We start from the raw sequence: 14,174 nt of genomic DNA, 5'->3' as shown, positions 1-14,174 counted from the left end.
CGCCATGTTTCCGTCGTCATGACCCGCCTCCTAAAAGGATTGCTAGTGAGCCTAACCCTGGTCCAGAAACTTTGCCGCACCAAACCGATCGATACCACGAGCGGGTCTGGTGCAGGCCTCAGCAGCAGCGGCTTGAGCCGTTCCATCGGCCTGTTTTCCCTGACCATGATCGGCGTCGGCGCCACCATCGGCACGGGCATCTTCTTTACCATGGTCGAAGCCGTGCCCAAGGCCGGCCCGTCCGTCATCCTATCGTTCCTGATCGCCGCCGTCACGGCCGGGCTCACCGCTCTGTGCTATGCGGAATTGTCGTTCCGCATTCCCGCCTCCGGCTCGTCCTACTCGTTTGCCTACGCCACCGTCGGCGAATTCCTGGCCTTTATCATGGCCGCCTGCCTGCTGCTCGAATATGGCCTGGCGGGCAGCGCGGTGGCCATCGGCTGGTCGTCCTACCTGAATAACTTCCTGGAAAATGCGTTTGGCTGGCATATCCCGGAAATGCTGCGCTCTCCCATGATCGTTTCAGGGCCCAACGGCATGGAGTTTCACGCCGGCCATATCAATCTGCCGCCCATCTTTCTGATCTGCATGTGCTGCTTCATGTTGCTGCGCGGCGCCAAGGAATCGGCCCTGATGAACGCCATCATGGTGATGATCAAGCTGGCCATCCTGGTGTTTTTTATCGTCGTGGCGTTTTCAGGTTTTAACGCCGACAATTTCTTCCCCTTCTTCAATACCGACAACAGCAAGGGCTTTGCCGGCATGACGGGCGTGACTGCCGCCGCCGGCACGGTGTTTTTCTCATTCATTGGCCTCGATACGGTGGCGACCGCCGGCGACGAAGTGAAAGACCCCACGCGCAACGTGCCGCGCGGCATTTTGGGTGCCTTGCTGATCGTTACCGTGTTCTACCTGCTGGTGGCCGTCGCCGCCCTCGGCGCCCAGCAAGCCAGGCTGTTCGAAGGCCAGGAAGCGGGCCTGGCGGTGATCCTGCAAAACGTTACCGGCCACGCCTGGCCGGCGCTGGTGCTGTCGGCCGGCGCCGTCATCTCCGTCTTCAGCGTGACGCTGGTGACGATTTACGGCCAGACGCGCATTTTGTTCGCCATCAGCCGCGACGGCCTGATTCCGAAATCGTTCCAGAAGATCCATCCGCGTACCCTGGTGCCGGTCAGCAATACGCTGATCGTCTGCCTGGTGGTGGCGCTCGTCGCCGGCTCCATCGACGCCACCTATCTGTGGGACATGGTCAGCATCGGCACCCTGACCGCTTTCATGGTGGTGTCGATCGCCGTGCCGGTATTGCGCCACAAGCAGGGCGCCAACCGCATCGAAGGCTTCAGCGTGCCGTTCGGCCCCTACGTGATTCCGGGCCTGAGCGTGTGCGCCTGCCTGTACATCATGCGCGACTTGCCGCACACCACTTTTGTCGTCTTCAGTGTATGGATGGCGGTGACCATCGCCATCTATTTCCTGTACAGCATGCGTCATTCACACCTGGGCAAGCAGGCTCCTTGAGCCGGACATGACCATCCGAAACCGCCGCGCTTGCTGGCGGTTTTTTTCATTTCAAACTGGAAGTTAACTGATGAAAATAACTGCAATCGCCAGTGCCGGCCTGTTCGCCACTGCCCTGTTTGTCGCCTGCGCCCACGCCGCCGCACCGCAAGCCTTGCGCGATTACCGCGCCGTGGCCCTGTCCGGCAACGGCCAGCGTATCGTCGCCATCGAGTCCAGCGACACGGGTGGCCAGGCAAAGCGTGCGCATGGCGCGCTGGTGGTGCGCGACGCCGCCAGCGGCGCCATGGTGCAGCAGTTCGACCCTTGCGCCGTGTGTTCCTACGACAAGCCCAGCTGGTCGCCCGATGGCCGGCAGCTGGCCTTTGTCGGCTACGACGCCAAGGCCGGCAAGGCCAGCCTGTTCCTGGCCACCATGGGCCAGGCCGCATCCAAAGCACTGCTCAATTTCAAGGGCGTGGCCAGCACGGCGCGCTGGTCGCCCGATGGCCAGCAGGTCGCCTTGCTGGCGACCGTCGGCGCGCGCAAGCTGGCCGGCGCCGTCGAAGCGGGCGCGCGCCAGGTGGGCGAGGTGGGCAGCGAGGATGACGCCCAGCGCATCGCCGTGGTGGCTGCCGGCGGCGGCGAGCTGCGCCTGGTGTCCCCGGCCGACACCTATGTCTATGAATACAACTGGACGCCCGATGGCAACGGTTTTGTGGCCACCAGCGCGCGGGGCAATGGCGACAGCAACTGGTGGGTGGCGAAATTGACCCATGTGGATGCAGCCAGCGGCGCGCTGCGCGTGATTGCCGCGCCGGCGATGCAGCTGAACCTGCCGTCGGTCTCGCCGGACGGCAAGACGGTGGTGTTCGTTGGCGGCCTGATGAGCGACTTCGGCTCGATTGGCGGCGATATTTATACCGTGCCGCTGGCCGGCGGCACGCCGCGCAACCTCACGCCCGACTATCGCGGCACCTTCAATGGCGTCGTCTGGCGCGGCCAGGGCCTGCTGGCCACGGCCCTGATCGACTCGCAACTGGCGCTGGTCAGACTCGATGCGCAAACGGGGCCAGCCGCGCCGCAATTGCTTGGCGAGCTCAGCAGCGGTGGCTCGGATGGCCGTTTGTCGTTCAGCGCCGATGGCACGCAAGCGGCCGGCGCGCAGGAAGACTTTACACATGCGCCGCATCTGGTGGCCGGGCCCTTGAACGGCTTGCAGACAATCACGCACGACAACGACGCCCTGGCGCCGCAGCTGAGCGTGCAGAACGTCGGCTGGAGCAATGAAGGCTACCGGGTACAGGGCTGGCTGCTGGGGCCGTTGAAGGTCGAGGCGGACAAGAAATATCCGATGATCGTGGTGGTCCATGGCGGCCCCGGCGCCGCCGTTTCGCCGCGCTATGTCGGCCCGGGCGAACTTGCCAGCGCACAGCTGCGCGAACTGACGGGAAAAGGTTATTTTGTCTTCTTCCCCAACCCGCGCGGCAGCTTTGGCCAGGGCCAGGCTTTTACACGCGCCAATATGCGCGACTTTGGCGGCGGCGACTGGCGCGATATCCTGGCCGGCATCGATGCGGTGGAAAAAGTCGCCCCCGTCGACGGCCAGCGACTCGGCCTGACAGGACACTCTTACGGCGGCTTCATGACGATGTGGGGCGTGACCCACAGCACGCGCTTCAAGGCGGCCGTGGCCGGCGCCGGCATATCGAACTGGATCAGCTATTACGGCCAGAACGGCATCAACCAGTGGATGATCCCCTTCTTTGGCGCCTCGGCCTATGACGATCCCGAGGTCTACCGCAAGGCCTCGCCGCTCTCCACCATCAAGGCGGCGGCCACGCCGACCCTGGTTTATGTGGGCGAGCGCGACGTGGAAACCCCGGCCGCCCAGTCACTGGAATTCTGGAACGGCCTGCGCGCCATGGGCGTGCCGTCCAGCCTGTTCATCTATGACGGCGAGGGCCACTCCTTCCGCAAGCCCGAACACCAGCGGGACTTGCGCCAGCGCACCCTGGCGTGGTTTGAGCGCTATTTGAAATAATCGGGAATAATGACTTACTGGCGTCCTGCCCGCGAACGCTCGCAGCATTGCGACAAAAAGGATGACTAGTTCGTGTTCGTTTCAAATCAGCGTCCGGATGGTCTTGTCGCCACAGCCGACTCAGCCACTGAGTGGCCAGGACACTGCCATACAACACATAGGCGTCCCGTGGGCACCTATGTGTTTATGTGGTGTCTTGATTCTACGCCTTCCTGGCACCAACAAGATCGGTCCGGCTATGCTTGCTCTGGTTTCATCTCTGCAAACCGTCCTTGTGCGATAGCTTTCCGGACATCATCAACCGTCCGAGGGGGGGTTGATGTCAAGCTGGACAGCGAAACTTTGCGCCGCTGAGAAGCCGAAGGGCTAGGCGCAGTATCAGGCTCGGCTTTCGGGCCGGTCGAAACACGAACGTAGCCTTTGCTGGCATTGATTTTGAGAATACGTTTCATTTGAGTAAACCTCGCCCTTTACAGAACATGTATAGTGTATCCCATGATGCGCTCCCCTGCTTCAAATCGAACGTCATCGTCCACCCATCACCGTGTTCTTTCCACCAATCCAAGTTTGCTTGGACGATTTCAGATACATGCGTGAAGTCCTTCAGTTCGGGTTCCTGAGCTGTCAGAGCAAGCATCTGGGGCTGTAGTTCCGTGTCAAAGCCGAGTCGCGGCCAAGTTTCATAGCCCCAAAACTCTTCTGTCCACGCTGCACCCTTGATTCCGGTACCTCCAGCAGCGAGCAACTCTATGTGCGAAAAACCAAGTTCGGCAGCTGTATATGCCATGTTAAGCAGGACTACTGCGCCAAACCCCTTGGGACAATTGTCAGAAAACCATATGTAATCAAGATAAAGATAGTAGTCTTCACCCTGACGACGTATCTCAACATAATTAGCATTTCTCCATGTATTAATGATGAGGTCGCGATGCCGGGACTCAAGATAGACCGCACCTGCGTCATCAGTTACAGTGACTACGCCGCCACCAGGACAGCCGGCCAAGCGCTGTAGCTGTGCATCTGTCACCGCCGTGCCGGTGATGTCTAAGTCGAGGTTGGAAAGAATCGTGGCAGGACTGCTGAATAGCTCATCGAGCGTGGTAGCAGGTTGTGGCGAGGTCGGTATCGGAGTCATATTGTTACTCTTGATTGGGAATCACACGAGTATCGCACGAACATTGTCGAATAACAAATAAATGGATTAATTGCAACGCCAACCACCTTCACCGACTATGGTTGGCACTTGGGCGGCGCTTGCGCCGCCGGCAGCTCCGGGAGGCGGAAGCAGCCTTTGTACGGCATCGAAAGCAGGGCGGTGCCGTACTCGACGTACTTCCTCCTGGACAGGGGCAGCCGCTCGTAAAGCCGGACTTGGTGGTAGCTCGACGATACGCTCCACTTCCTTGCCATATCAGGAGATCTGAGGCACGCTGATAGCCTATAAGCTGATATGGCTAGAGATCGTTAAAGCCGTTTTGATGGTCAAATGCGAACCGACCGAAGTGAGCTTCATCCGCGCTTTGCACCTGATCCAGTTCGGGCTTCACTGGGCTGCCGTCACCATGTCGTATGGAACGCTTCCATATTCAATAAAGCATCGGCGTGAAAGGCTCGTTAGTCATTCTGAAAGACGAACGGCCCGATCAAAAATTCGACCGGACCGTCAAGGCAAAACCAAAACGCTCTGCCAAGCGCGTTTTTCAAAAAAACTGCTTAAGTGAACGGCATCACTTCGATGAGCGGCTTTTTGTCAAGCAATCACATGCTTACACGTCCAGTCGCAGCTGCAAGCCCGTCGCGGTATACGTTGGCGTGACCTTGAAGCCATCGACGGTGATCGTGTCGAACTTGCCCTTCAAACTGGCCGCGACGATCACGTTGAGGGTGTCGCCCGCAGCCGGCTTGTAGCCGTTCTGGAACGTCACCTTCAGGCTGCCGCCGGCCACCGTCATCGGGCCGGCCACCGCCAGGCGTCCTGCCTGGCCGCTGCCCAGTGCCAGTTCCAGGTTGCCGGTCGCCAGCTGCGTGTACTTGGCGGCCAGCGCCAGGCTGGTGGTCGCATTGCTGACCAGCGTGCCGCCGCTGACATACACGTCGCCCTTGCCGAAGGCCGTGGCCGACAGCGCTTCCAGGCGGCCGCCTTCGACTTGCGTGCCGCCGCTCCAGCTGTTGTTGCCGCCCAGCTTCAGGGTGCCAGAGCCTTGCTTGTTCAGCTTGCCTGCGCCGCTGATGTCGTTGCGCCAGCGGTCGACCGCGTTGAAGCCGCCCTTGGCCGCATCCATCGCCACCACCACGTTGCCGGTAAAGACGCCATAGCCGTCGGCGGCGGCAAACAGGTTCAGACGGCCCCAGCCTTCGGCATCGTCCATGACCGGATAGCCCGATGGCATGGCCGTGGTTTTCAGCACTACGCGGCGCTGCGCGTCGGAAAGATACGGCAAACGGGTTTCCAGCAGTACTTCCGCGCCTTTCGGCACCACGGCCGGCACGGTGGCAGGGCCGGTCTGCGCAAAGCCGAACGTCATGCGGCGGATATACGCGGCCTTGTTGGCGGCGTAGTCGGCAAAGCGGTCGTTGGCGGAGGTGCCCGAGTGGGCGTAGTCATAAAAGCTGTCGGCGGTGGCGCCGGTTTTTGCCATCAGGGTGGCGTGCGCTTGCGTCACGGCGGCGGCCTTGGTGGCGGCGGTGGCCGCGTCAAGCAGGTTGGCGGCGACGATGGCTTGCGCCTGCACCCGGCCGCTGATCACGTCGAGCGGCGAGTGCATGCCGGCGATAATGCGGTTTTCACCGAGTTCCAGGCCGCGCGACACCATCTCCTGGTAGCGCTCGGGCAAGGCATAGGCCATGCCCAGCGCGCCGCGTACGGCTTCGGCCGAGTGGCCGCTGGTAAAGCCGCCATCGGTGGACGGCGTGGTGCTCCTGGCCGGCATCAGCGCCGGTACCAGCACCACATTGCTGCTCCAGCGGTAAGGGCGCGCGTATTTGTAGAAACGCTTGGCCGGTTCCGTCGAGCCATTGTTACCCATGGCATTGACCAGTGCCACCACGTTGCCGAACTCGGCATTGGTGCTGCCAGCCACGCCGGTATTGGTGCCGCTGTCGTTGTACAGCACGGTGGTCGCGTCCGGCGCGATGGACGTGATGCTGGTGCTCTGGCGCGCGGCGCTGCGCCAGGCGTCGGTTAGCGGACCCATGCCGTCGGTAATGCTGTAGCCCTTGCCGCGGCGGTCGTCCAGATAGGCGGCCAGTTCCTGCGCCGGGGTGCGGCTGGTGGTGGCTTTCACCACGTAGTCGATATTGGCGTTGTGCACGGCGGCGTTGACGATGGTGCCGCCTGGCGTGCCGTCATTCGGTATGCCGGTCCAGCTTGACGCTACGACGGCGGGGAAGCCAGCTACGGCCGGTGCCGTGACACCGGCATCGACGATTTCCGTCAGCGGTTTCCAGATATCGAGCATGCCGATCAGCACGCGCACGCCGGCGTTGGTGGCGGCCGTGGCGTAGCGGGCGTCGCCACGCTGGTTGCTGGCGACATTGTCGACAAACGGCAGCGCCGTGGCCGATGGCGGCGCCGTATCCACCGCGCCCTGGTCGGCCGGTGCGGCCGGGATCACCAGCGCGGCGTCGTCATTGTGATCGGAACCGCCGCAGGCGGCGAGGGCGAGAGCGGCGCTGATGGCCAGCGCCAGGGGCAGGCGGCGGATCATGGGAAATGCATGCATGGGTGGATCACCTTGAAAAATGGCTGGGGGCTGAAAAAACCCCCGCAGCATAGCCGCGCCATATGACACCCTGATGACAGGGCCGCGCCGGTTTACTCTTGCTTGGGCGCCACAATATGCACGATCGCAGCGCTATGCACCACGATCTTGTCGGCATCGGCCTGCAACAGCCGGATGCGCCGCTGCACCAGCGGCCAGCCCGACCAGCTTGGCCCGGCGACGGATGGCACTGGCAATGCGGGCTGCGGCGCACCGATGGCCGTGTCGAGCTGGTCCAGCGCCCGCGACAGCGTCCTGCAAACTTGCGTGTGACTATGGACGAGCAGGGCGTTGACGGGGGCCACCGGCAATTCGCTGGCGTGACGACCCAGGATGGAGCGCAGCGCCGCCACATGGGCCACCAGCAGGTAGTTCTGCACGATAAACAGATTGATGTCCTCCACCGCGCGCTGCTTGCTGGCCGGCTCGTCAAGCATGCGCACCAATGCCGAGCTCAACGCTGCCAGGCTGTCCATCAGGCGTTTGCGTTCGATGCGGTAGGCAAAGTCATTGTTGCACTTGCCCTGCAGCAGTTCGAAGCTGGCCTGCATATAGGTCAGGTTGACGTTGAGCACCTGGCGTATCAGTCGTGGCAGGCTCTGGTATTCCCAGTTGGCCAGCACAAAGCTGAACACGGTGGCGACCGCCGCGCCGATCAGGGTGTCGATCAGGCGTTCGCTGACCAGGTTGGGGTTGCTCGGAGCCACCAGGTGCATTTGCAGCAAGATCATCAGGCTCACGGCAATCGCCGTGTAGCGGTAGCGCAGATAAATAAACGTGGGCGTGGCCACGATCGACAGGAACAGGATGCCCATCAGCGCGATATTGCTGTGGACATAACGGATCACGATGGCGGTCACCACGCAGCCGATCATGGTGCCGATAATGCGGTCGGCGCGGCGCTGGCGCGTCATGCTGAAGGTGGGCCGCAGGATGATAACGATGGTCAGCACGATCCAGTAGCTGTGCGCCGCATACGGCAGCCAGTGGCCGATCAAGAGCCCCACCGAAATGGCCATCGACACGCGCAGCGCAAAGCGGAAGATGGGCGAGTCCGGGCGCAGGTTCGACAGCAAGGTGGTCAGCTCATATTTTTGCTGCGACAAGAACGGCGCCATGTCGGCGCCATTCCAGAATGGCACGTCGGCATAGACTTTCTGGCTGGCCAGGTGCAGCTCGGCGATCATTTTCAGAATGGCGCGGATCTTGTTGCGCTGCGCGCGCAAGGTGGCCAACGCTTCCTGCGCGCTGTCGCCCCTGGTCTGCAGGCGGGCGATTTCCGCTTCGATGTCAAGCCATTCCTTGTCGTAATGGATCTGCGCATACGAGGCGCGCTTGCGCGTGACGGCGTAGGCGACCGACTCGATATCGCGCGCCGCCTTCCAGGCCAGGTCGTGCAGCGACGTCAACACTTCCGAGTCGGCCAGGTGCTGGCGCAGCAGCGCGTAATCGGTGTGGGTCGACAGGATCAGCTCGTACAGGTCCAGCATGCACACGTGGACCTGCACCACGATGGCGTCCTTGCTGTTCTTGTGGCTGCGCAGTATCAGATCGCGCGAGGCCTGCTGGCGGTCGGCCAGGATGCTTTGATGGCGCACCAGCTTGTTGAACTGCTCCGTCAAATTGAAACGCGCATCGTAAAAATCGGCCTTGATGTCGATATAGGCGGCCAGTTCGAACAGCGCCTCGGCCAGCACCTGCTGCTTGATGCGGTGGCGCAGCACCCAGGCCACGGCCATCGCGTAAGCCAGATAGGCCAGGCCCCCCAGCATGAACAGGCCTGCATGGTGGAACGATTGCCGCCATGTCATCTGGTGTTCCATCGACATGGTCATGATGAACAGGGCGGCCAGCTGCAAGGGCATGGATTTTTTACCGTACACCACCATCATGCTGGCCAGGAAACTCACCAGCACCAGCACCGTCATCAACAGCCAGTGCACCGGGCCGCACAGGCTGATCAATAGCGTCACGGCGCTGCACAGCAGCACCGAGGCCAGCATTTCATTGAATTTGTGGCGCAGCGGGCTGGGCATGTCCATCAGGGTGGTACACAGCGCGCCGATGCACACCGTCATGGCAGTGGTGCTGTCGCTGATTTGCAGGGTCAGCAAGGTCAGGCCGACCAGGCCGATGGCCACGCGCAAGCCCAGGTAAAAATAATGGCTGTAAATAAAGGTGCGCAGGTTCAGTGCGTAGTGCATGGTTATACCTTGTGGGTAGAGCACAGAAAGAGGCGCTGTGCCGGGGTCTTCCGGTACAGCGCCAGGATAGGACAGGGTGTTGCAGCCGGGCTTAGATCAGGGCCAGCACCGGGTAGCGCCGCCATTGCGGCTCGGCAAAACGTTCACAGTGTTCGAAAATAAAGTCGAGCACGGCTTCCTGATTGCTCAGCAACTCCGGGTTGGCCGTTTTCCATTCGGCAAACTTGGCTGCCAGGACTGGTTCATCGCGCAGCAATTCCGACGCCATGTCTTCGAACACATAATCGGAAAACGCTTCCTTTTTTTCCAGCACGCTGTTGAAAAAGCCCCAGCGGAAAAAGCTGTCGTGCGCCTGCGGCTCCAGCGTTTCCACCGCGTAGCGGGCATTGTCCTGGTCCAGCGTGATCACATAGTCGCCCGCTAGCAGGGTGAACTGGCCGGTGCGCGTTTCCAGTTCCACCGTCTCGTGAAACATGTGGCCTTCGTAGGCGGCAGCGCGCGTGCCCACTTCCTCGATATGGTAGTAGCGTGCCGTTACTGTCTGTTCGACGGTGATGCGGTGCATTTCGACGCCATTCCAGCGCAGGCGCTCGATCACTTCGCGCCAGGCTTGCGGCACCACATAGGCTTTGGGCGCCGACACCACGACATCGGCCTCGAAGCGGTTGTAGTAGGCGATATCCTTTTCCCATGGCTGCGTGCGGTCATACGACAGGCGCTGGTAATCACCGATCGCGCTGGGCGTGTATTGCGCCTGGTAGCCCTTGAAGCGGAAGGTCGAAGGCTGTGCCGCGTTCATGCGCCAGGAAACAGGCCACTCGGCCTGGGTGCGTCCGGCCGCTTTCGCTGCGGCGCGCAGCTGTTTGATCTGCTCGCCATGCTCGACCGTAAAGGCCATGGTGATATCGAGCAGGGCGCGCATCGACGCGTAACGGTCGGCGAATGGTTTCAACATATGCGTTTCGGGCATGAAGCCGATCACATGGTGCAGGGCCGCAAAGCCGGTCGAAAAGCGCGGCACTTCCAGAAATTCCGCAATGCCATGGTCAGGGCTGTCCTTGACGGGATTGACATACGGGCAGGTCGGCCAGCCGGCCGCTTCCATGCGCGCAAAGAGATGCGGCAACATGATATCTTGCAGGAAGGGCCCGAGGCCATAGCCCAGCTTGTCCGTCTGCGTGTGGATCAAGGTCATCGTGTACGGGTAGTCGGCGCCATTGGAGGTATGCGTGTCGACCATCACGTCCGGGTCCCAGCTGGCCAGGAGGCGATTGAACACTTGCGCGTTCAGGCTGTCACACTTGATGAAGTCGCGGTTCAGGTCCAGGTGGCGGCTGTTGCCGCGAAAGCCGAACTGCTCCGGGCCATCCTGGTTCACGCGCGAGGTATTGGCGCGGTTCAGGCTGCCGTCGACGTTGTAGATCGGAATGAACAGCAGCACGGTGGAACCCAGCGCCGCCAGGCGGGCGGGCTGCGTGCACAGGTCGCGCACCATGGCCATGCAGGCGTCGATACCTTCCGGTTCGCCCGGGTGGATGCCGTTATTGTTGAAAAAGACGGTACGGCCCGCCTGCTTGATGCGTTCGCGGTCGAATACGCCGTCGGCGCTGAGCACGCCAGCGTGGATGGGCACGCCCGAATCGGACAGGCCGATTTGCTCGAAGTGCAGCACTTGCGTATAGCGGGCGGCAAGATCTTTGTAGAAATTAATGCATTCCAGCCAGGTCGTGGTCTGGTTGTGGTTACCGAGTTCGTAGGTCGTGCGCAAGTCTTGTGGCATGGCGGTCTGAGTCTGGGAGAGCGGAAACGGGGAGAAAAAGCATGCTGGATAAGCGCGCTCGCAAGGGGTTAATTGTAGCACCGGCGTCCCGGGCTTGATGTGGTGCAGAAGGCGGTATCGAATGCCGTGTTATCAATCAGCCTCACCCCCGGGAGGCGCCATGCGCATGATCTTGATTATCCTGCTGTGCTGGTGTGCCAGCGGCGCCGCCGCCCATGACGGTTCCGTCACCCTGGCCGGCGATGGCGCGCTGATACGCTATCGCGGCATGCTGCTGGCGCTCGATGGGGCAGTCGCCGAACAAACAGTCGACCTGCGCTTGAGCTCGGGCAGCTTGCCGCTGTGGCAGTCCATCAGCTGGCGCAAGGGACGCCAGCGTGTGCGCATTACGGCGTTGCCGGGTCCGGGCGACACACCGGCTCTGTTGCTGGATTTTGGCGACAATGGCTACCGCATCGTGATACCGGGCGCCGGCATGGCGCGCGAGGATTATCCCCTGCTGGCGCAGCGCTATCCAGGCGCCGACCTGGCCCTGCCACTTGAAAATGGTCAGCGTGTGATCCTGCATGGCGAGCAGTTGCAAACTTCGCCCTACCGGTTTTCCAATATCCGGCGCTAGACGAAAAAAAGCCACTTCCGAAGAAGTGGCTCAGGCTACCACTGCCCGTTGCCGGGTTATTGGTTGTTGTTATTCCGCGCCCATTTCTTTGAGCAGGTTGTCGGCGTGATCGATATGCTTCATGTTCCACAGCATATAGCGCAGGTCGACCTGGATCGAACGGGTATTGGCCTTGTTGTAGTCCCAATCGGAGATGATCGAGTCCAGCGTGCCATCGAAGGCCAGGCCGATGAATTCACCTTTCGCGTTCAGCGCAGCCGAACCCGAGTTGCCGCCGGTGATGTCCAGCGTGGCCAGGTAATCGACCGGCACGGTTTTCAGTTTCGCATCGACATATTTGCCGAAGTCCCTGGCCTTGATCGCTGCCAGCTGCTTCGCAGGCGCATTGAATTCGCCTTCGCCGGTGGCCTTGGCGAGCACGCCATTGACGGTGGTAAATGCGGTCCAGGTGGTGCCATCGGCGCCATGGTCACGGCCGGCAACACGGCCGAAGGTCACGCGCAGGGTGCTGTTGGCGTCAGGATAGACGGCCAGTCCCTTGTTCTTCATGTAGGCAATTTTCGCTTTCATGTAGTTGGCGTACGATTGCTGGATCTTGCCGGCCAGTTCTTCGTCTTCCGCTTCGGTTTTCAGCGCATCGGGGTACATGGCAACGGCTGCCTGGATAAAGGTATCCTTGCTGGCCTGGAACTCGGCTGGCGTGCGTTTCAGCCATGCCGTGCGTTCTTCCTTGTCGGCCAGCTTGCTGCCGGCATACAGTTTGTCCAGGGCGCTGGCCAGATCGGCTTGCGACATGCCGTCCTTGATGCCGATGGCGGCGTCAAAGCTGGCGCGGCGCTGGGCGGCTGGCTGGGCGGCGTACTTGACCAGGCTGTTCAGTACCAGCGCCTTGTCGACTTTTTCGTCGTAGGTGCGCTCGACCGAGGTGATGCCTGACTCCAGGCGCGGCAGATCGCGCGTCTGGTAGCCCGCTTTGCGCTCGGTATCGGCCTTGGTGCTTTCATTGGCCAGGCGATACAGGCTGCGCGCCGTGTTCAGCAGGCGTGGCTGCGCATAGCCGAGGAGGAAATCGCGCTTGGTATCGGCGTCGCGCTCGGCGATCAGCTTTTCCACCTGCTCGATGTCACCAGCGAACTCGGCCTTGCGGGCGGCGTTGGCGTTGACCCAGGTTTTCAGTGCTGCATGTTCGGCCGTCTTGCGCGCCAGGAAGTCGCTGCCCGCGTAGGAGTCCAGCATGCCCTGGCGGTTCTTGTAGTAGTTGTTCACGCCAGCGACCTGGCCCGCGTATTTCAGCGCCACGTCCTTGTTGTCACGGGTTTCGCGCGCGATGATGGCCAGCGTTTCGCCCGAGGCTTTGACAAACGCAGGGTAGTTCCAGTCAAACGTGAACGCCACTTCCGACGGCAGGCGGTGGCGGTTGGTACGGCCAGGGTAGCCCAGCGCCATCACGAAGTCGCCTTCCTTCAAGCCGTCCTTGGCCAGTTTCAGCACGTGTTTCGGCTGGTAGGGCACGTTGTCCTTGCTGAAGTCGGCAGCCTTGCCATCGCGGCTGACATAGGCGCGGTAGAAACCGTAATCGCCCGTGTGGCGCGGCCACATCCAGTTGTCGGTGTCGCCGCCGAACTTGCCCACGCCGGCCGGCGGTGCATGGACCAAACGCACGTCGCGGATTTCCAGTTGCTTGATCAGGTAGAACTCCAGACCGCCGTAGTAGGCCGACACGGTGCAGCGAAAGCCCGCTTCTTTTTCGCATTCGGCGACCAGTTTCTTCTGGTTTTTCTCGATCGCGTCGATGCGGGCCTTGCCCTGCAGCTTGGCGACCTCGGCGGTAATGATCTTGTCGCTGACATTGGTCACGGCCGAGGTGACGAAGATGCGGCTGCCCGGGGCGGCCGGCAGTTCTTCGGCAAACGTCTTGGCCAGGAAACCGTTGGCCAGCAGATCGCTCTCCTTGGTGGAGTTGACGGCCACGCTGTTGTAGACGCAGTGATGGTTGGTGGCAACCAGGCCTTGCGGTGAGACGAACGAGGCCGAGCAACCGCCCAGGCTGACGATGGCACCCATCGGGAATTCGGTCAGCTTGGTCAGGGTGGTCGGGTCCAGTTTCAGGCCGGCCGCTTTCAATTCCTTGGCTACTTGTGGTAGCTGTTGTGGCATCCACATGCCTTCGTCGGCGTGTGCAAAATTGCTCAGGATAGCGAGCGCAATCAGGGATTTTTTCATTCGAGTTCTGGTCTTTTACATGAAGGGAAGTCGGAATCAGCATGCG

At 61.4% G+C, this 14,174-nt stretch carries 8 protein-coding genes; 3 read left to right on the top strand and 5 right to left on the bottom strand.

Going from position 1 to position 14,174, the window contains the following annotated elements; genetic code table 11:
• The first annotated feature begins 45 nt into the window (after window positions 1–45).
• Together CD932_RS08830 and CD932_RS08825 are read left to right on the top strand one after the other, a co-directional pair.
• A complete protein-coding gene (locus CD932_RS08830; protein ID WP_094442313.1) occupies window positions 46–1,518 on the top strand; it encodes an amino acid permease in 1,473 nt (490 codons plus the stop codon).
• 70 nt (window positions 1,519–1,588) lie between these two features.
• Entirely contained in the window at window positions 1,589–3,541 is a 1,953-nt protein-coding gene (locus CD932_RS08825; RefSeq protein ID WP_094442312.1) for a S9 family peptidase, read from the top strand.
• Window positions 3,542–3,989: 448 nt separating this feature from the next.
• On the opposite strand, the gene CD932_RS08820 is transcribed toward CD932_RS08825, so the two are convergent.
• From CD932_RS08820 to CD932_RS08805, 4 genes are all read right to left on the bottom strand, one after another.
• Window positions 3,990–4,676 (bottom strand): hypothetical protein, encoded by a 687-nt coding sequence (locus CD932_RS08820; RefSeq protein ID WP_094442311.1) that lies wholly within the window; start codon window positions 4,674–4,676, stop codon window positions 3,990–3,992.
• A gap of 631 nt (window positions 4,677–5,307) precedes the next feature.
• Window positions 5,308–7,263, bottom strand: coding sequence for a phosphatase PAP2 family protein (locus CD932_RS08815; protein WP_094442310.1), 1,956 nt, complete (start codon window positions 7,261–7,263; stop codon window positions 5,308–5,310).
• A 92-nt stretch (window positions 7,264–7,355) separates the two neighbouring features.
• The gene (locus CD932_RS08810; protein ID WP_094442309.1) at window positions 7,356–9,506 is read right to left on the bottom strand and encodes an FUSC family membrane protein; all 2,151 of its coding nucleotides are present in this window, start codon (window positions 9,504–9,506) and stop codon (window positions 7,356–7,358) included.
• 91 nt (window positions 9,507–9,597) lie between these two features.
• Window positions 9,598–11,286 carry a M14 family zinc carboxypeptidase gene (locus CD932_RS08805; protein ID WP_094442308.1) on the bottom strand — a complete coding sequence of 563 codons (1,689 nt, stop codon included), beginning with the start codon at window positions 11,284–11,286 and terminating at the stop codon, window positions 9,598–9,600.
• A gap of 166 nt (window positions 11,287–11,452) precedes the next feature.
• Between CD932_RS08805 and CD932_RS08800 the strand changes: the two genes are divergently transcribed.
• Window positions 11,453–11,905, top strand: coding sequence for a hypothetical protein (locus tag CD932_RS08800; protein ID WP_141213212.1), 453 nt, complete (start codon window positions 11,453–11,455; stop codon window positions 11,903–11,905).
• A 69-nt stretch (window positions 11,906–11,974) separates the two neighbouring features.
• Here the strand turns inward: CD932_RS08800 and CD932_RS08795 are convergent, their stop codons facing one another.
• A complete protein-coding gene (locus CD932_RS08795; protein WP_094442306.1) occupies window positions 11,975–14,128 on the bottom strand; it encodes a S46 family peptidase in 2,154 nt (717 codons plus the stop codon).
• Window positions 14,129–14,174: the final 46 nt, after the last annotated feature.

It is taken from the genome of Janthinobacterium sp. PC23-8 (genome assembly GCF_002250505.1).
Classification (GTDB): domain Bacteria; phylum Pseudomonadota; class Gammaproteobacteria; order Burkholderiales; family Burkholderiaceae_D; genus Janthinobacterium.
The sequence above is the reverse complement of the archived record's forward strand: the minus strand, read 5'-3'. Positions and strand labels throughout refer to the sequence as shown.